The following is a 15,773-nucleotide window of genomic DNA, read 5'->3' as shown; positions in this document are numbered from 1 at the left end:
AGTGCTGCGGCGCTGCAGGTGAGGGCGGCGAGTCGAGGTTCAGCGGCGGGTCTGAACGCCAATGCCCATGGTCTGGCAGGTACCCGCCTCCAGGTCGTAGGCGGTGCGCTGCGTCAGCGTCTCCAGCGCACGCCCGTACATGTGGAGGTGGCGGATGACCTGCTCGCCCTCGATCTGCACCGAGTGGATGTCCTCGGGCATCAGGGCAATGCCATGGCCCGGCTCCACCACGATCCGGGCCGTCTCGCGCAGCGTGCCCCGGCCTGGCACCGAAGCGTCATCGGTGCGTTCGTAGACGCGGTTGACCTCGACGCCTTCCACCGCCGCGATGCACGCCCACGTCGTATGGTTGTGCGGCACGATCCGCTTGCCCGGGCGCATCACGTTCAGGTAGAGCGCGTAACTCTGGTCTTCGTCTTCCGCGATCAGGTATCGGGCCTGGTGTTCGCCGGGTTCGGGAGCCGGGAAATCGGCGGCCTGCCAGAGCTCCGGCCGGGCCGCGATGCCCTGAAGGGAGGCCAGCACGGCGGCCAGGGCAGGGCGCGTCGGCTCTGCGCCGCCGATCGCATTCTTCATTTCGGCGATGGCCGATGCGACGGCTCGACTGCGTTGTTCGGTCACGGCATTCATGGGCAAATTTCCTTTGGTTCGAAGCCACTCTAGCCCTCGCCACGATGTCGATCAACGCAGCGCTGGCAGAAAAAGCATCAGTATCATTAATGAATGAACACCCTCGACCTCGAGCTGCTGCGATCCCTCGTGGCAATCGTGGGCCACGAAAGCTTCGGTGCGGCGGCTGTGCAGCTGGGGCGAACGCAGTCTGCGGTGACGCAGCAGATGCAGCGCCTGGAGGAGCAGATCGGCCATCCCCTGTTCGAGAAGCGCGGGCGGCAGAAGCGCTTGACGGAACACGGCGAGCGGCTGCTGGTCTATGCGCGCCAGATGCTGGCCATGAACGACGAAGCCCTTCGCCACCTGCAGCAAGGCAGGCTGGAGGGGACGCTGCGCATCGGCGCGCCGCACGACGTGGCCGACACCATGCTGCCGCCCCTCCTGGCAGAGGTGGTGCGCAGTTCTCCGAAGCTGCAACTGGACATCCATGTGGGCCGCAGCCCCTTCCTCATGGAGTCGCTCTCGCGCGGAGAGATCGACATGGCGATCTCCAACCGGCTCGATGCCGACCTGGAGGGCGTCGTGCTTCGCACGTCGCCCACCGTGTGGCTGTGCGGAGAGGGCTATGTCCATGATCCCGCGCGGCCGATTCCGCTGATCATGGCCGACGGTCCCAGCATCTTCCGGCGCCTCGCGCAGGAGGCGCTGGATGCCGCCAGCGTCGCCTGGCTGACGCGCTACACGTCCAGCAGCCTGATCGGCATCCGGGCAGCGTTGCGCGCCGGTCTCGGCGTCACTGCGCGCGGCGTGGAACAGCTCGACAGCGGACTGCGCATCCTGGGTCCCATGGAAGGCCTGCCGGCATTGCCCGACCTGGTGTACCGGCTCTATGTGCGCAACCGCGTGATCAATCCGCTGACGCGCCAGGTCTTCGACCAGATCAGGACCCGGCTGCAATGGGCCGGGAACCCCTGACGCCGCGCGTCCCGTCTCGCCGGTTTGTTGATCCATCAGGGATGCTTATCGAATTTGCTTCGAAAGTGGCTCGATCCCTCGGGGACTGGCTGACATCATGGACCTCCTTTGGCTGAACCTTCAAGGAGTCTTCGATGCGCCACGCGCCTGTTTTTCAAACGCCCATCCGCCGCGTGGCATGCCTGATTGCGGGGCTGGCCTGCGCGTGGGCAGCGCAGGCGCAGGCGCAGCTGATGCCGAAGAGCGGCGACTTTCCGAGCCAGCCGATCCGCCTGGTGTCGCCTTTTCCTCCCGGCGGTGGCAACGACTATCACATGCGGCTCGTCACCAATGAGCTCGCGGCGATCACGGGGCAGCCTGCCGTCGCGGAGAACAAGGGAGGGGCCGGCGGCAACATCGGCGCGAAATACGTGGCCGACAGCAAGGCGGACGGCTACACCGTGCTCGTGTCCCAGGTCTCGACCATGGCGGTGAACCCGAGCTTGTATCGGGCGCCGGGTTTCGATCCCCTCAAGAACTTCGTTCCGATCACGCAGATCAACGCGGCGCCGCTGGCGATCGTCGTGGCTGCGAACTCGCCGATCAAGACCATCGACGACCTGCGCAGGCAAGCCAAGGCCAGCCCGGACGGCATCACTTACGCCACGCCCGGCAACGGCACCCTGTCGCATCTGCTCGGTGTGGTGCTCGAAAAGGACGCGGGCATCGCCCTCACGCATGTGCCGTACCGCGGCGCGGGCCCGGCGCTGGCCGACCTGATGGGGGGCCAGGTGAAGATCATGATCACCTCCACCTCGTCCGTCGCGGGGCACATCCAGCAGGGCTTGGTGCGTGCGCTGGCGGTGACGAGCCCGCGTCGCGTCGGGGTTTTCAAGGAGGTGCCCACGCTCGAGGAGCTGGGCATGAAGAACATGACCTACGAGGACTGGTACGGATTCTTCGTCCCTGCCGGCACGCCTCCGGAGCGTGTGGCCTATCTTCATGGCGCCATCACCAAGGTCCTGAAGAGCCCCGCCGTGGAGAAGAAGATTCGCGAGGCCGGCGGAGAGCTGGTGGCCGGCACGCCCGACGCGCTGGCCGCGCAGCTCAGGCGCGACATCGAGCGCTGGTCGCGCGTGGTGAAGCTTTCCGGCGCATCGGTGGACTGAGGGCCGGCCGGCTGCAGTTCACTCGGGCTGGATGCCCTTCGCCTTCAGCAACGCCTCGAAGCGTGTCCCTTCCTTGTCGACCAGCGCGCGGAACTGCTGCGGCGTGCTGTACTTCGGTTCGTTGCCCGAGCGTTGAAGGGCCTCGATCAACGCGGGGTCCGACAGCGCCGTCTTCATCGACGCGTTGAGCCTGGACACGATCGCATCCGGCGTGCCGGGCGCTGCCACCAGTCCGAAGAACACCTCGGTCGTCATGCCCGGGAAGCCTTGCTCCGCCATGGTCGGCACGTCCGGCAGCTCCTTCTCGCGCGTGGGTCCGGTCACCGCCAGGGCCTTGAGCTTGCCCGAGCGCACCAGCGGAATGTTGGACGACAGCGCATCGAACAGGAAGTGGATGCTGCCGCCCATGATGGCGCTCGCCGACTCCGCACCGCCCTTGTAGGGCACGTGCAGCGCCTCGAAGCCGCCTTCGGTCTTGAGCAGCTCGCCCAGCAGGTGCAGGCTGCCGTTGACGCCGTTCGAGCCGAAGCTGAGCTTGCCGGGATGGGCCTTGCCGTAGGCCACCAGCTCCATGACGTTGCTCACGCCGAGTGTGGGCGAGGCAACCAGGATGAAGCCCGAGGTGGTGGCCTGGCTCACCGGAATCAGCGTCTTCACGTCGTAGCCGGGGTTCTTGTAGAGATAGGGCGAGATCGCCATCACGCTGTTGCCTACCCACACCAGCGTGTAGCCGTCGGCCGGTGCCCGGACCGTCTGCGCCACCGAGAGCGTGCCGGAGGCGCCCGGCTTGTTCTCGATGACCACCGGCTGCCCGAGCAGCTTGCCCAGCTTGTCGCCGACCAGGCGGGCCGTGAGGTCCGTGGTGCCGCCGGCGCCCGCCCCCACCAGGATCCTGATCGGGCGCGACGGGAACGGCTCCTCCGCGTGCAAGGGGTGGGCGGCAGCGAACGCGGCGCCGGCGACAAGCAGCGCGCGGCGCTGGATTCGGCATTCGGACATACTTTTGTCTCCTTCATCGAACGGGAAAAGGTGCGGATTCCAAAGAGCTCCCCGGCGCGCAGGCCGTTTGACTCCACTTGGACTTGACATTATATTGGTCGGACCATTCAAATATGAAAACTTTAAGCACATCCGCGGCTGCCCCGGTGCCCGCCCAGGTCCTCGACGCGCTGCTCGATCAGCGGCATAGCTGCCGCGCCTTCCTGCCAAGGGCGGTCGAACGCGCCACCGTCGAGTCCGTGCTGCGCACGGCGCAGCGTGCAGCGTCGTGGTGCAACTCGCAGGCTTGGCAGATCAGCATCACTTCCGGCAGTGCCACCGAGCGCCTGCGCGCCAAGCTGGTCGAGGCGCAGCAGTCCGGCGCGCCCCGGGGCAGCGACTTTCCGTTTCCCGAGGAATACCGGGGCGTGTACCTGGAGCGCCGGCGCGAGTGCGGGTTCCAGCTCTACAGCGCCGTGGGCGTGCCGCGTGGCGACAAGGAAGGCTATGCGCGCCAGACGCTGGAGAACTTCCGCCTGTTCGGCGCGCCGCACGTCGCCATCCTCACCAGCGATCCGGGCCTGGGCCCCTACGGTGCAGTCGACGTCGGCGGCTACGTGCAGGTGCTGCTGCTCGCGATGCAAGCACACGGCCTGGCCGCGATCGCGCAGGCGGCGCTGGCCAACTACAGCGCGCTGGTGAAGCGCGAGCTCGAGATCCCGCAGGAGCGCCTGATGGTCTGCGGCGTGTCCTTCGGCTACGAGGACACCGGGCACCCCGCCAACAGCTACCGGACCTCGCGCGCGCCGCTCACACAGGCGGTGCATTTCGTCGAGGCATGAAGAGCCTTGCGGGAAGCGGCACCGCCATCGTGCCGCAGGGGCTGTGAGATTGCGCGTCGCTTGGAATCTCCGCCACGGCGAGTCGGTCGTCTACCAACGTCGCTAAACTGTCGAAGGGTGTCCGCATCGCGTTGTCGGACAGGTTCAGCGCTGGTCGGGCCGCCGCGCGGTTTTGCCACGCCTGAGAACCGATGCCTCAACACACGATCGAGCTGATTGCCGCCGGCCTCTTTGCCGTCGCGCTCATCCATACCTTCGCTGCCAAGCAGTTCGAGCGACTGTCACACCGCTTCCCCGGCCACGCGGGCGTTTTTCACCTGTTGGGGGAGGTGGAGGTGGTCTTCGGCTTCTGGGCCATCGTGCTGGTGCTGGCCATGGCCGCCATTGCAGGTGGAGACCAGGCGTTGGCGTACGCGGAATCGCGGCAGTACACGGAGCCTCTCTTCGTGTTCGTGGTGATGGTCGTCGCGGCGTCCCGGCCTATCCTGTACCTGGTCATGAGTACGGTGAACCGCATCGCCCGCCGTCTGCCGGTACGTACCTCGCTGGCCACCGCCTGGCTTGGCCTGGCCGCCGTCCCGCTGCTGGGATCCGCGATTACCGAACCGGCGGCCATGACCATCGCGGCCCTGATGCTCGCCCCACAGGTGTTCAGATCCGGCGTTCCCGAGGGCGTCAAGTACCTTGCCTTGGGGGTGCTGTTCGTGAACATTTCCATCGGGGGCACGTTGACTTCCTTTGCGGCGCCGCCGGTGTTGATGGTCGCGTCGACCTGGAACTGGGACTCGTACTTCATGTTCGTCACCTTCGGCTGGAAGGCGGCGATCGCCGTGGTCGTCAACGCAAGCGTTGCAGTCGTGGCACTTCGCCTGCATCTCGATGCCGCGCAAGTGCCTCACCGTCAATCCACGCAGGTCACGGTGCCGATGCCGGTGGTTGCAGTACACCTTGTTTTTCTTGTTGGTGTCGTCGCGCTTGCGCATCATCCCGTGGCCTTTCTGGGCCTGTTCCTGTTGTTCCTCGGCTTCACGCAAGCGTACGAGCGCCACCAGAACCCGCTCATCATCAAGGAAGCGCTGCTGGTGGCCTTTTTTCTTGCAGGCCTGGTGGTGCTCGGCGGCATGCAGCAATGGTGGCTTCAGCCTCTGGTCTCGAGCATGTCGCCCCAGGTACTTTTCTTCGGCGCGGCCGCCCTTACCGCGGTGACGGACAACGCGGCGTTGACCTACCTGGGTTCACTCATCGTGGGAATCTCCGAAGAGGCCAAGTACAGCCTGGTAGCCGGCGCTGTGGCAGGGGGCGGCTTGACGATGATCGCCAATGCGCCCAACCCGGCCGGTGTGGCGCTGCTGAAGAGGGGTTTCTCTGACGAGACGATCAGTGCGGGCGGGCTGCTGGCAGGGGCTTTGTTGCCCACGGTCGTCGCGGCGGCGGCATTCACACTGCTCTGACGGCTCGCTGCACCGACACCGCGCTCGCCGTTCAGCACTGCCGCCCAAGCGAGCCGATTCCTTCACCGCCGCATGGACTCGGCCTAGGATCTCCCCGGCCTGTTCTTGTCCCAGATCGCCAGCAAGATGAGGCCGTAGGCCACCAGGCGGACCATGTAGTGGAGCGGCAATTCATCTTCGTTCCACGAAGACGTCACTGCCATGTGGACGCGGCTGGCAACTTCGAGCAGGAAGGAGAGCGCGAAGAGCAGGAAAAATCGATCTCGCGTGCTCGTCCAGTAGCGCAAGAAGAACAGCGCCACTATGAAGGATGCGACGGCGATTCCGCCAAGCAGAAATTGATGCATCGAACTCTCTCTAGGATTGGCTCTCCAGGACCAGGCCGACGAGCAGCAACAGCACCGCCATCAACGCCGTGCTCAGCCGCCAGATCGACATGTCGATCGCCGGGAACAACAACCTGTCCAGGATCAACAGGACGTTGTTCGCCGTGAGCCCGACGAAACACAGGCCGCTCCACAAGAGCAGTCGAGCGCGGCTCGTGGCATAGCCGCGCAATAACAACCCGGCGCAGGAAAGCGCGGTCAGCGCGCACAAGCCGTAAATTATCTTGTCCATGTCCTAGCTCCTCCGGAGCTTAAAAGCATCAGCAAAGCTTTGCGCGGCCTTGTGTGCCGTACCGTGAATCAGATTGGTGACGCCGATCAAGTCATTGGCGTAGGTCGACGCCAGGCGATCCACAAGTCCCGCCAGGTTGGCGTCGACGGGCGCGTAGCGGTAAACGTCGTCGCGGAGCTCGCCGGTCGCCAGCAAGCCGGCCAGGCACAACGCCTTGATCAGATCGTCTGCAACCTGGGGCTGCACATACAAGGCCCGAGCGAGGTCCGACGCGCTCAAACTCGCTTCGGGCTTGGCATGGAATATCAGCAGTGCCTCCAGGAAAGGGACTGATGGAATGCTTGTCAGCACAAACCGTCGTACATCGCCGGGAATCAATGGTCAACCTTTATGCTCGCGAGCGCCTTCAGGTCCCGGTGTGGCGCCGGCGACAAACGAGATGAACGGTCGATCGCTGTCGCATCCGCTTCAACCCACTTGCGACGGCGTATCGATGTGCCCGGAGGAACAATCAGGGCCTGGGTTCCCAGGCCGGATTCGCTGGCGGCGACATCCCGTTCGACCCACCGGCCTTGACGATCTGCAGCGCGCAAGCGCCGTCGGCGCGCGCGGCGACCGCCCATCGGTTGCAAGTGCTGGAAGGTCGGCAAATCAAGAGTTCGACATCGTTGATGAAGGCGGCCGTAGTTTAGTTCAGGAGGTCCGGGGCCTGAATTCGCCGCGCGGCGCCGCCGCTATCCGGCAACGATGCGGGCCGCCCTCCGTCGCAGGGACAGGGCGAACCCGATGCCGGTGGCGGCCAGCGCCGCGGCGGGCAGCAGCAGCAGGGCCGCATAGACCTGCAGGTCTACCAGCCGGCCGAAGGCGGCCGCGCCGAGGGACTGGCCGGTGAAGAGTGCGAAGGAAAAGAGCGAGACGGCGCTGCCGCGCGCCTGCGGTGCCATCTGGGTGGCGTGCGTCTGCAGGGTGTTGTGGTACAGGTAAGTGCCGAAACCGAGCAGCACTGCCAGCGGCGCCGCAGCCGACCAGTGAGGCAGCAGCCACAGCCCTGCCCAGGCGGTGGCCATCAACACGCCTCCGGCCGCGGCCATGCGGATCTCGCCGAGTGCGGCGACCATGCGCCGCGCGCAGACCGCGTAGGCGAGGCCTCCGACGGCATACAGCGCCGAAACGGCAGAGGCCGCGGCGAGTCCGAGTCCTTCGCGTGCATGCAGGTAGGTGGGCAGGTAGCTGAGCGCACCGAGCAGGAACACGCCTTCGAGGAACACTGCGACCAGCACGATGCGCGCCCACGGCTGCGCCAGCACGGCACCGAGGCCGCCGGGGCCGGCAGACGGTGCCCCGATCGCGGCTGGCGCCGCTGCCGCTGGGGCACGCGAGGGTTCTCGCCACAAGAGCGCGGCGACCATCCAGTAGCCGACGCTCAGCACCGCGAAGGCACCGCGCCAGCCCAGCGCCGTTTCAGCGCACAGGCCGCCCAGCAACTGGCCGACAACCATTCCCGACAGGGTGCCGAGCAGCAGCCGCGCCAGCGTGGCCTGCCGGGCTTCGTACGCGACCGCATCGCCGATCCAGGCCATTGCGAGCGGCACGACACCCGCGGCGGCCATGCCCCACAGCGCACGCCAGGCCAGCAATGCGTCGAACGAGCCCGCCAGCGCCGCCGCGGCGGAGGCCGCCCCGGAGCCGGCCAGGGCGAGCGTCATCAGGCGCTGCTTGCCGAAGCGGTCCGCGAGGGGACCGGACAGCAACTGCATCAGGCCGTACGCCACAGCGAAGGCGACGATGAGCCTGCCCGATTCACCCGCGCTGCGCTGGAACTCGGCGGCGAAGCGCGGCAGCAGCGAATCGCACACCCGCAGCGCCGCTGCGCTGAAGAAAGCCGCGGCTGCGAGCAGCGGCACTGGCGCTCGAGGCGCACCGCTCATTGCCAGCGGCCGAGCACGTCGGAGGCAGGCGTAGGTTCCTTCGGCGCCGGTCCCTGGATGCGCGAAGGCGTGCGGGAGAAACGCGGCGCGGGAGCCGGCTGCGTGATGCCGTCCACGTCGACGAAGGTGCGGCGCGCCACGTTGTGCGGGTGACCCTGCGCCTGCGAAAGCGCCAGCACCGGGGCGAAGCACACGTCGGTGCCTTCCAGCGCCTGTGCCCAATCCGCCTGGGTCCTGCGCTTGAAGATGCGGGCGAACTCTTCATGAAGCCGCGGCCACTGCGCCCGGTCGTGCTGCGCGCCATGCAACTCGGACGGCACGCCCACGCGTTCGCAGAACTCCGCAAAGAATTGCGGCTCGATGGCGCCGAGCGTCACGTGCTCGCCGTCAGCGGTCTCGTACACGCGGTAGTACGGCGCGCCGCCGTCCAGCAGGTTGCTGCCGCGCCGCTCGCTGAACACGCCGCGCAGCTGCTGGCTGACGAAGTTGGTCATCAGCGAGGCGGCGCCGTCCGACATGGCCGCATCCACCACCTGGCCGCGGCCGGACCGGCCGGCCTCCCGCAGTGCCGCCAGCACGCCCACGATCAGGTAGAGGCTGCCCCCGCCGTAGTCGCCGATCAGGTTCAGCGGCGGCACCGGGGCCCCGTCCTTGGGGCCGATCGCGTGCAGCGCACCAGTGATGGCGATGTAGTTGAGGTCGTGGCCCGCCGCCTGTGCGAGCGGGCCTTCCTGGCCCCAGCCCGTCATGCGGCCGTACACGATGCGCGGGTTGCGCGCGAGCACGGCCTCGGGGCCGAAGCCGAGGCGCTCCATGACACCGGGCCGGAAGCCCTCGATCAGCACGTCGGCCTTTTCCAGCAGCTGGTACACCTGCTCGCGCGCGTCGGCGTCCTTCAAGTCCGCCGGCACCACGCTGCGGCCGCGGCCGGTGAGATTGTGCCGTTCGCCCAGCTTCTTGCCGGGGCGGTCGATGGTGACGACGTCGGCGCCCATGTCGGACAGCAACATGCAGGCGAAAGGGCCAGGACCGATGCCGGCGAATTCGACGACGCGCAGGCCCAGCAGCGGACCGGAACGGGATGCAGGATTCATCAAGGTTCTCCAGGGGTCGATGGTTGGCCGCAATGCTGCTGGCGTTGGACGCACAGGGCCGGCAGCGGCAAGGGCCATGCGGAATGGCGAGACAATCGGCATTGTATTGGTCAGTCCATTGCAAATCTAGGAGATCACCCTGTCCGACGAATTGCCACCCTGGGCTATCCTCGATCAACCCAATTACATAGAGAAGCAATGGCAACCACACCGCAACTGTCCTTCCAGGAGGTCAAGACGCGCCGCGTCTTCGAGGAGATCTGCGAGCAGATCCGCAGGCGCCTGGCTTCCGGCGTGCTCAAGCCGGGCGACAAGCTGCCGGCCGAACGTGATCTGGCGGTGGAATTCAAGGTCAGCCGGCCGGCGGTGCGCGAGGCCTTGCGCACCCTGGAGATCTCTGGCGTCGTCTCGCTTCAAAAGGGCGTGAAAGGCGGCGCCTTCATCCGGGACGGCAATCCGGCGCTGCTCACGCAGTCGCTGCAAGACCTGATGTTCCTGGGCCGCGTGTCGCTGGCCGGCCTGGTCGAAGCCCGCCGGCTGATCAACGGGATGGTGATCGAGCTCGCCTGCCACCGCGCCACCGAGGATGACTTCACTGCCCTCGAGCGCAACATCGCCGAGATCGAGAGCAGCGACGACTTGCGGCACCGGGCCGACGAGGGTGTGCGGTTCTTCGGCCTGATCGCCCGCGCCACCCGCAACGAGGTGCTGGCCATGCTGGTCGATTCGCTGTCCGACATCATCCGCTACGTGATCGACCAGACCGGCCGCAAGGCGCGCCCGGAACTGGTGCCGGTGCGTCGCCGCATCCTCAAGGCGATGCGCGCACGCGATGCCAAGGCGGCGGCGAAGGGCATGGACGAATACCTGACGATCGTGCAGGAAGACATGGACGCCGGCCCGTCCGCGGCCGTGCCGGCGCCGATACGCAAGATCGCCGCCGCCAAGACACCCCGCTGACGCGCCCCGCCCCCGGGCGCAGGGGGTTGACAGGCACCACGTGCCGTTTAGAATGGTCAAACCATTCAAACTCACTGGTTCAACCTTCCATCCCCATCGAGGACCTGTCATGACCGAGATCGTCGTCAACGAAGCCAATCAATGGCGCCTGAACTCTCCCGGCTCCGCCGGCTGGGAGAAGTCGCCGCAGCCGGGTGCGCCCGACAAGTACCTGATGATCTCGTCGGACACGCATGCCAACGAACCCGGCAACCTGTGGGCCGAGCGCATCGACGCCAAGTACCGCGACCGCCTGCCCAAGGTGTGGATCGACGAGAAGGGTGTTCAGTGGCGCAAGATGGAGGCGTCCGAGCAGCCCGACCGTTTGATCCTGGCCAAGCTGGAGGGCGAGGACCTGGCCCGTTCCAGGGCTGGCGCCACCGCCTCCGAGCGTGGCCCGAGCGTGGAGCAGCGCCTGAGCGATCTGGCGCTGGACGGCATTGACGGCGAGATCATCTTCCCGGGCAAGGGCCTGGGCATGTGGTACACCTTCGACCCCGATTTCGCCCACGCCCAGGTCGAGGTCTACAACACCTGGGCCTGGGAGAACTTCGGCCCTCACGTCGAACGACTGTCGCCCGCCGCCGCGCTGGCCACCGGCAATGTCGAGGCCACGCTCAAGGAGGTCGACCGCTGCCTGAAGCTGGGCTTTCGCCATTTCACGCTGCCTTGCAAGCCGCTGTTCGGCCCCCCCAAGACCAACGAACTGAACTACAACAAGGTGGAGTTCGACCCGATGTGGGCGCGCTTCGTCGAGGCCGGCGTGCCCGTCACGTTCCACGTTTCCACAGGCAAGGACCCGCGCACCACGCGCGGCCTGGGCGGCGCGGTGGTGAACTACGTCGTGCACTCGCTGTCGCCGACGCTCGAGCCCCTGGTGAACATCTGCGCTTCGGGCGTGGCCGAGCGCTTCCCGGAGCTGCGCTTCGGCAGCGTCGAAGCCGGCATCGGATGGGTGCCTTGGATGCTGGACGCCATGGACGAGGCCTATCTCAAGCATCACTTCTGGGTGAAGCCCAAGCTGAAGATGCTGCCGTCCGACTACTTCAAGGCGCGCGGCTTCGCCACCTTCGGCGAGGACCGCGCGGGCCTCGGACTGATGGAAGAGCACGGCCTGCAGGACAACTTCATGTGGGCCAACGACTATCCGCACCACGAGGGCACCTGGCCGCACTCGGCGCAGGCGATCGAGCGCCAGATGGGCCATTTGAGCGAGGTGTCGCGCCGCAAGGTGTTGGGCGAGAACGCAGCGCGCGTATTCGGCTTCAAGGAAGTCGCCGCCAAGTACGGCTACCAGTTCTGAGCGACGCGTGCGGGCCGCTTCGCAGGGGCGGGGCGGCTGCCGCGCGGTTTACTGTTTGCGGGAGTTCCACAGTTCCATGTAGTTCGCCTGCAGGCGCTCCAGGAACTTGTTCATTTCCGCGACCGCGGCATCCGCATCGCGCGCACGCAGGTGCTTGAGCAGCCGGCGGCGCGAGGGCAGGGTGTACGTGTTTTCGCTCGGCCCGATCGCCTTCACGAACTCGCGCATGACCTCCATCACGCCTTCCATGGTGATCTGGATGATCGGGTTGCGCGTGGCCACCGCCAGCAGGTTGTGGAATTCGCGGTGCAGGTCCGCGCGCGCCTGGAAGTTGCCGGCCTTGTTCGCCTTTGCAGCCAGCGCCACATTCTCTTCGAGCGCCTGCAGGTCTTCCTCGGTCAGGCGCTCGCAGGCGACGCGCACCACGATATCGCTGAGCCACACCCGCGCCTCGGTCAGGTGCTCGGCCTTTATGGCGCCCAGGTGGTAGAGGTCGCGCAGCCCATTGACGATCACGCCGGAGCTGCCGGGGAGCACGAAGGCGCCTCCGGAGGCGCCCTTGCGCAGCTCGATCATGCCGCTCAGCTCGAGCGCGCGCAGCGCCTCGCGCAGCGTGTTGCGGCTGACCTTGAACTTGGCGGAGAGGTCGCGCTCGGCGGGCAGCCGGTCGCCAGGCCTGAGGCGGCCGGTGGCCACCAGTTCGCGGATCTGCGCCGCAATTTCCTCGAACGCGCGCGAGGGCGCGATGGGCTCGAACCCGAGAGAGGATTCGGAGGCATCTTTCGGGCGGAAGTCGGCGTGGATCACGGCGCGGATTCTACCGTCTCACTTCAGTGAAAAAGGGGCCGCGGCAAGCAGTTCATTCGAGATCCTGAGGACGACCTGGCCGTCCTTTTCTGATTCGGCGAGAGCCTTCTGCCAGTCCGGGTCCGCCCGGAAGGCCGTCCATGCACGATCGCGTTCATCATGGGACTCCCACTGCAGCACGTATTTGATCTGCATGTTGTCCTCGCCCACGGCGACGGTGAACACTGGCGTGATGCGCTGGATGCGGTGCTTCTCGAACAGTGCAAGCGTGGCGGTCTCGAAGCGCTTGAGCACGACCGGCAGCTTGCCGGGAGCGCAGGTGTAGGTGCGGAATTCGTAGAACATGGGGTTTTCCTTTTCTTTTCTTCTAGAGGGGGCGTGAAGCGAGCAGCGGCCCGTCTTCGTACTGGAGCACGACGAGCTCGACCGGCATGCCGCACTGAAATGACTTGCCCGGACGCTCCACGAGTCGAGTGGCGATGCGAAGGCCGACGTCCAGGTCGACCACGCACGCCGCGTAAGGCGCCTCGTCGACGAACACCTTGGGCGCTGCATGGATGCGGGTCCACGAATAGAGCGTGCCGCGCTCACCGAGGTCTTTCCATTGCATGCGGTCCGACCAGCAGTGGGGGCATACGGGCTTGGGCGGAAAGGTGAACTTGCCGCAGGCCTCGCAGCAGGTGGTCTGCCAGCGCCCGGCGCCCAGGCCCTCCCAGAAGGTCTGCGTGAAGGCCGAAAGACGCGGCGGGTAGGCGCGCTGGCGCGCGACGGGGATCAGTTCGAGCGTCATCGTTGGGCCTCCAGGACATGCACGAGGGCGGCGTTGTAGTTGCCGAGTTCGCCGGTGGCCAGTCCCAGCCGCGCATCCGCGACCTGGCGCTCGCCGGCGCGGCCGCGCAACTGGTCGGCCATTTCGCAGTAGTTGTAGAGCGAGGTGACGTAGGCGGGATGGCCGCGCGAGGTCAGGCCGCCGGAGGTCGAGATGGGGATCTGCCCGCCGAGCTTCGTGCGCCCCTCGGCGGCTGCGGGTGCGCCTTCGCCGCGACCGAAGAAGCCCACCGCCTCGCTCACCAATACCTCCACGACGGTGCAGGGCGCATAGAACTCCGCCAGGTCGATGTCGCCGGCCGCGATGCCGGCTTGCCGGTAGGCAGTGGCCGCCGCCTCCTTGGCTGCGATCAGCTCGGTCATGTCGTTGGGCACCTCGTTGATCTGGTGCGAGCCGTCGTGGCAGAAGCCGCGCCCGCGCACCAGCACATAGGGGCGGCCCAGCGACTTCGCCACCTCCTCCGAAGCCAGCACCAGGCAGGCCGCGCCGTCGCTGCGGCCGGGTACGTCGTAGAGGCCGAGCGGCTCCACGATCGGGCGCTGCTCGAGCACCTCCGGCAGCGTGATCGGCTTGCGGTATTGCGCGAGCGGGTTCATGGAGGCATGCCAGCGGTTCTTGACCGCGACCGCGCCGAAGTGTTCGCGCGTGGCGCCGTATTCGTGCATGTAGCGCATGGCGTCCATGGCGTACCAGCTGATGGGGATGAAGCCGCTCGATGCGTGGAAATCCACGTCGCCCGTGGTGCGCATGCTGCTCATCGCATGTTCGGAAGCGGAAGTGGCCGCCTCCATGTTGATGCCGAGCGCAAGCGCGACATCCGTGCGTCCGAGCAGGATCTCGTCGCAGGCGCGGTCGAAGCAGACTGCCCCGGTCATGCCGTTGCCCATCACCTCCAGTACGCTGCCAGTGCATTGGAGGCGCAGGTGGCTGACCAGAAAGGTGGAGAAGTACTTCTGCAGCGTGTAGGGCCTTGGCAGCGTCAGCACAAGGCTGCCGATGTCCTTCTTTTCGACGCCTGCATCCGCGATCGCCTGGACGACCAGGCGCGTCATGATCTCCTGCTCCAGCACCTGCAGCGGCTCCTCGGCCTTGGTCTGGTGACGGCCGACCGGGATCGCGCTGGTGCCGATGATGGCAACTCGACGAGTCATTGGGTGGGGTCCCTTTGGTTGAAATGGCAGGCCAGTATATCTATAATGGTCAAACCATTCAACGTTCGGAGCTGCCCGTGACGACCCTGACCCCCGCGCCCGCCGACCCGCAGCCCGCCTTCGATGCGCGGGCTTTCCGCAACGCGCTCGGCAGCTTTCCCACCGGTGTCGCCATCATCACCACCACGGGACCCGATGGCAAACCGATCGGCCTGACCTGCAATTCGTTCAGCTCGGTGTCGCTGGAGCCGCCGCTGGTGTCCTGGGGACTGCGGCTGGCCAGCAAGAGCCTCGAGGCCTTCCGCCAGGCCGGCGCTTTCGCCATCAACGTGCTGGCGGAGGACCAGAAGGAGCTGTCCGCGCGCTTTGCCAGCGGGGCCGTCGTCGACAAGTTCGACGGCGTCACGTGGACGCCGGGCCACCGCGGGCTGCCGGTGATCTCGGGCAGCGTCGCCAGTTTCGAGTGCGACAAGTTCGCCGAACACCTGGCGGGCGATCACGTCCTCTTCCTGGGGCACGTGGCACGCTTCGACCATGGGCGCGAGGAAGCCTCGCTGGTGTTCTACAAGGGCGCCTACATGATGCTGACGCAGTCGCTGCGTGAGCTCGCCGCCGGCGGCCGGCTGGATTCGCTGCATCTCGACCAGGCACGGCGGCTGATCAACTGCATGCTCCTGCGGCTGGCCTGCCAGAACGGCTCGCCGGAGGACTTCGATGCGATCGAGCGCAACATCGCGCAGATCGAGAACTATGCCGATGCGGCCCAGCGCGCCGAAGCCAGCATCGAGTTCTTTCGCCTGGTCACGAAGGCGGCCCACAACGACGTGCTGGTCGTCGTGGCCGAAACGCTGACCACGCTGGTGCGGCATGTGCTGCAGACCGACACGACGCTGCGCGCCCGTCCCGAGCTGGTGCCGGTGCGCAGGAAGATCCTTGCGCACATGCGCGAGCGCGACCCCGACGCCGCTGAATGCGAGATGAGCCACTACTTCGACCAGCTTCGCCGCGAGGTCGCGGCCCAGGAGTCCACCTTATGAA

General features: G+C 66.6%; 18 protein-coding genes. 7 read left to right on the top strand and 11 right to left on the bottom strand.

Annotation, left to right across the window (positions count from 1 at the left end; genetic code table 11):
* Nucleotides 1–39: 39 nt before the first annotated feature.
* Complete coding sequence (locus E5CHR_RS27280) at nucleotides 40–630, bottom strand: cysteine dioxygenase family protein (RefSeq protein WP_162582920.1); 591 nt, start codon at nucleotides 628–630, stop codon at nucleotides 40–42.
* Between the two features lie 93 nt (nucleotides 631–723).
* Between E5CHR_RS27280 and E5CHR_RS27275 the strand changes: the two genes are divergently transcribed.
* Together E5CHR_RS27275 and E5CHR_RS27270 are read left to right on the top strand one after the other, a co-directional pair.
* Nucleotides 724–1,587, top strand: a complete 864-nt coding sequence (locus E5CHR_RS27275; protein ID WP_162582919.1) for a LysR substrate-binding domain-containing protein — start codon at nucleotides 724–726, stop codon at nucleotides 1,585–1,587.
* A gap of 134 nt (nucleotides 1,588–1,721) precedes the next feature.
* Entirely contained in the window at nucleotides 1,722–2,735 is a 1,014-nt protein-coding gene (locus tag E5CHR_RS27270) for a Bug family tripartite tricarboxylate transporter substrate binding protein (protein WP_443083100.1), read from the top strand.
* Between the two features lie 18 nt (nucleotides 2,736–2,753).
* Here E5CHR_RS27270 and E5CHR_RS27265 read toward each other — a convergent pair whose 3' ends face one another.
* Nucleotides 2,754–3,734: a Bug family tripartite tricarboxylate transporter substrate binding protein gene (locus E5CHR_RS27265; RefSeq protein ID WP_162582918.1), complete on the bottom strand. Its 981-nt coding sequence runs from the start codon at nucleotides 3,732–3,734 to the stop codon at nucleotides 2,754–2,756.
* Between the two features lie 113 nt (nucleotides 3,735–3,847).
* On the opposite strand from E5CHR_RS27265, the gene E5CHR_RS27260 reads away from it, so the two are divergent.
* Together E5CHR_RS27260 and E5CHR_RS27255 are read left to right on the top strand one after the other, a co-directional pair.
* The gene (locus E5CHR_RS27260; RefSeq protein ID WP_162582917.1) at nucleotides 3,848–4,555 is read left to right on the top strand and encodes a nitroreductase; all 708 of its coding nucleotides are present in this window, start codon (nucleotides 3,848–3,850) and stop codon (nucleotides 4,553–4,555) included.
* 191 nt (nucleotides 4,556–4,746) lie between these two features.
* Nucleotides 4,747–6,006, top strand: coding sequence for a putative Na+/H+ antiporter (locus E5CHR_RS27255; protein WP_162582916.1), 1,260 nt, complete (start codon nucleotides 4,747–4,749; stop codon nucleotides 6,004–6,006).
* An 83-nt stretch (nucleotides 6,007–6,089) separates the two neighbouring features.
* Here the strand turns inward: E5CHR_RS27255 and E5CHR_RS27250 are convergent, their stop codons facing one another.
* From E5CHR_RS27250 to E5CHR_RS27230, 5 genes are all read right to left on the bottom strand, one after another.
* A complete protein-coding gene (locus tag E5CHR_RS27250) occupies nucleotides 6,090–6,353 on the bottom strand; it encodes a DUF5985 family protein (RefSeq protein WP_162582915.1) in 264 nt (87 codons plus the stop codon).
* A 10-nt stretch (nucleotides 6,354–6,363) separates the two neighbouring features.
* On the bottom strand, nucleotides 6,364–6,624 hold the full coding sequence (locus tag E5CHR_RS27245; protein ID WP_162582914.1) for a DUF5985 family protein: 261 nt from the start codon (nucleotides 6,622–6,624) through the stop codon (nucleotides 6,364–6,366).
* A gap of 3 nt (nucleotides 6,625–6,627) precedes the next feature.
* Nucleotides 6,628–7,002, bottom strand: coding sequence for a hypothetical protein (locus tag E5CHR_RS27240; RefSeq protein ID WP_162582913.1), 375 nt, complete (start codon nucleotides 7,000–7,002; stop codon nucleotides 6,628–6,630).
* Nucleotides 7,003–7,358: 356 nt separating this feature from the next.
* Nucleotides 7,359–8,528: an MFS transporter gene (locus E5CHR_RS27235; protein ID WP_232062206.1), complete on the bottom strand. Its 1,170-nt coding sequence runs from the start codon at nucleotides 8,526–8,528 to the stop codon at nucleotides 7,359–7,361.
* A gap of 20 nt (nucleotides 8,529–8,548) precedes the next feature.
* The gene (locus tag E5CHR_RS27230; RefSeq protein WP_162582911.1) at nucleotides 8,549–9,646 is read right to left on the bottom strand and encodes a CaiB/BaiF CoA transferase family protein; all 1,098 of its coding nucleotides are present in this window, start codon (nucleotides 9,644–9,646) and stop codon (nucleotides 8,549–8,551) included.
* Nucleotides 9,647–9,844: 198 nt separating this feature from the next.
* Here E5CHR_RS27230 and E5CHR_RS27225 point away from each other — a divergent pair, with 198 nt between their 5' ends.
* Both E5CHR_RS27225 and E5CHR_RS27220 read left to right on the top strand, forming a co-directional pair.
* On the top strand, nucleotides 9,845–10,606 hold the full coding sequence (locus E5CHR_RS27225) for a FadR/GntR family transcriptional regulator (RefSeq protein WP_162582910.1): 762 nt from the start codon (nucleotides 9,845–9,847) through the stop codon (nucleotides 10,604–10,606).
* 109 nt (nucleotides 10,607–10,715) lie between these two features.
* Nucleotides 10,716–11,948, top strand: a complete 1,233-nt coding sequence (locus tag E5CHR_RS27220; RefSeq protein ID WP_162582909.1) for an amidohydrolase family protein — start codon at nucleotides 10,716–10,718, stop codon at nucleotides 11,946–11,948.
* A gap of 48 nt (nucleotides 11,949–11,996) precedes the next feature.
* Here the strand turns inward: E5CHR_RS27220 and E5CHR_RS27215 are convergent, their stop codons facing one another.
* Genes E5CHR_RS27215 through E5CHR_RS27200 form a run of 4 tightly spaced genes read right to left on the bottom strand, consistent with a single transcriptional unit; the run spans nucleotide 11,997 to nucleotide 14,735 of the window.
* The gene (locus tag E5CHR_RS27215; protein WP_232062205.1) at nucleotides 11,997–12,755 is read right to left on the bottom strand and encodes a FadR/GntR family transcriptional regulator; all 759 of its coding nucleotides are present in this window, start codon (nucleotides 12,753–12,755) and stop codon (nucleotides 11,997–11,999) included.
* A gap of 18 nt (nucleotides 12,756–12,773) precedes the next feature.
* The gene (locus E5CHR_RS27210) at nucleotides 12,774–13,100 is read right to left on the bottom strand and encodes an NIPSNAP family protein (protein WP_162582908.1); all 327 of its coding nucleotides are present in this window, start codon (nucleotides 13,098–13,100) and stop codon (nucleotides 12,774–12,776) included.
* Between the two features lie 22 nt (nucleotides 13,101–13,122).
* On the bottom strand, nucleotides 13,123–13,545 hold the full coding sequence (locus tag E5CHR_RS27205) for a Zn-ribbon domain-containing OB-fold protein (RefSeq protein ID WP_162582907.1): 423 nt from the start codon (nucleotides 13,543–13,545) through the stop codon (nucleotides 13,123–13,125).
* Entirely contained in the window at nucleotides 13,542–14,735 is a 1,194-nt protein-coding gene (locus E5CHR_RS27200; protein ID WP_162582906.1) for a thiolase family protein, read from the bottom strand. The genes E5CHR_RS27205 and E5CHR_RS27200 overlap by 4 nt, the downstream gene beginning before the upstream one ends.
* A gap of 77 nt (nucleotides 14,736–14,812) precedes the next feature.
* On the opposite strand from E5CHR_RS27200, the gene E5CHR_RS27195 reads away from it, so the two are divergent.
* Complete coding sequence (locus E5CHR_RS27195) at nucleotides 14,813–15,772, top strand: flavin reductase (RefSeq protein WP_197893878.1); 960 nt, start codon at nucleotides 14,813–14,815, stop codon at nucleotides 15,770–15,772.
* The last annotated feature ends 1 nt before the right edge of the window (nucleotide 15,773 follow it).

It is taken from the genome of Variovorax sp. PBS-H4, assembly GCF_901827205.1.
Lineage (GTDB): Bacteria > Pseudomonadota > Gammaproteobacteria > Burkholderiales > Burkholderiaceae_C > Variovorax.
The sequence above is the reverse complement of the archived record's forward strand: the minus strand, read 5'-3'. Positions and strand labels throughout refer to the sequence as shown.

Bases quoted from the DNA above. Each gene is read 5' to 3' on its own strand.
- E5CHR_RS27280 (WP_162582920.1), bottom strand. From the start codon at position 630: ATGAATGCCGTGACCGAACAACGCAGTCGAGCCGTCGCATCGGCCATC.
- E5CHR_RS27275 (WP_162582919.1), top strand. From the start codon at position 724: ATGAACACCCTCGACCTCGAGCTGCTGCGATCCCTCGTGGCAATCGTG.
- E5CHR_RS27270 (WP_443083100.1), top strand. From the start codon at position 1,722: ATGCGCCACGCGCCTGTTTTTCAAACGCCCATCCGCCGCGTGGCATGC.
- E5CHR_RS27265 (WP_162582918.1), bottom strand. From the start codon at position 3,734: ATGTCCGAATGCCGAATCCAGCGCCGCGCGCTGCTTGTCGCCGGCGCC.
- E5CHR_RS27260 (WP_162582917.1), top strand. From the start codon at position 3,848: ATGAAAACTTTAAGCACATCCGCGGCTGCCCCGGTGCCCGCCCAGGTC.
- E5CHR_RS27255 (WP_162582916.1), top strand. From the start codon at position 4,747: ATGCCTCAACACACGATCGAGCTGATTGCCGCCGGCCTCTTTGCCGTC.
- E5CHR_RS27250 (WP_162582915.1), bottom strand. From the start codon at position 6,353: ATGCATCAATTTCTGCTTGGCGGAATCGCCGTCGCATCCTTCATAGTG.
- E5CHR_RS27245 (WP_162582914.1), bottom strand. From the start codon at position 6,624: ATGGACAAGATAATTTACGGCTTGTGCGCGCTGACCGCGCTTTCCTGC.
- E5CHR_RS27230 (WP_162582911.1), bottom strand. From the start codon at position 9,646: ATGAATCCTGCATCCCGTTCCGGTCCGCTGCTGGGCCTGCGCGTCGTC.
- E5CHR_RS27225 (WP_162582910.1), top strand. From the start codon at position 9,845: ATGGCAACCACACCGCAACTGTCCTTCCAGGAGGTCAAGACGCGCCGC.
- E5CHR_RS27220 (WP_162582909.1), top strand. From the start codon at position 10,716: ATGACCGAGATCGTCGTCAACGAAGCCAATCAATGGCGCCTGAACTCT.
- E5CHR_RS27210 (WP_162582908.1), bottom strand. From the start codon at position 13,100: ATGTTCTACGAATTCCGCACCTACACCTGCGCTCCCGGCAAGCTGCCG.
- E5CHR_RS27205 (WP_162582907.1), bottom strand. From the start codon at position 13,545: ATGACGCTCGAACTGATCCCCGTCGCGCGCCAGCGCGCCTACCCGCCG.
- E5CHR_RS27200 (WP_162582906.1), bottom strand. From the start codon at position 14,735: ATGACTCGTCGAGTTGCCATCATCGGCACCAGCGCGATCCCGGTCGGC.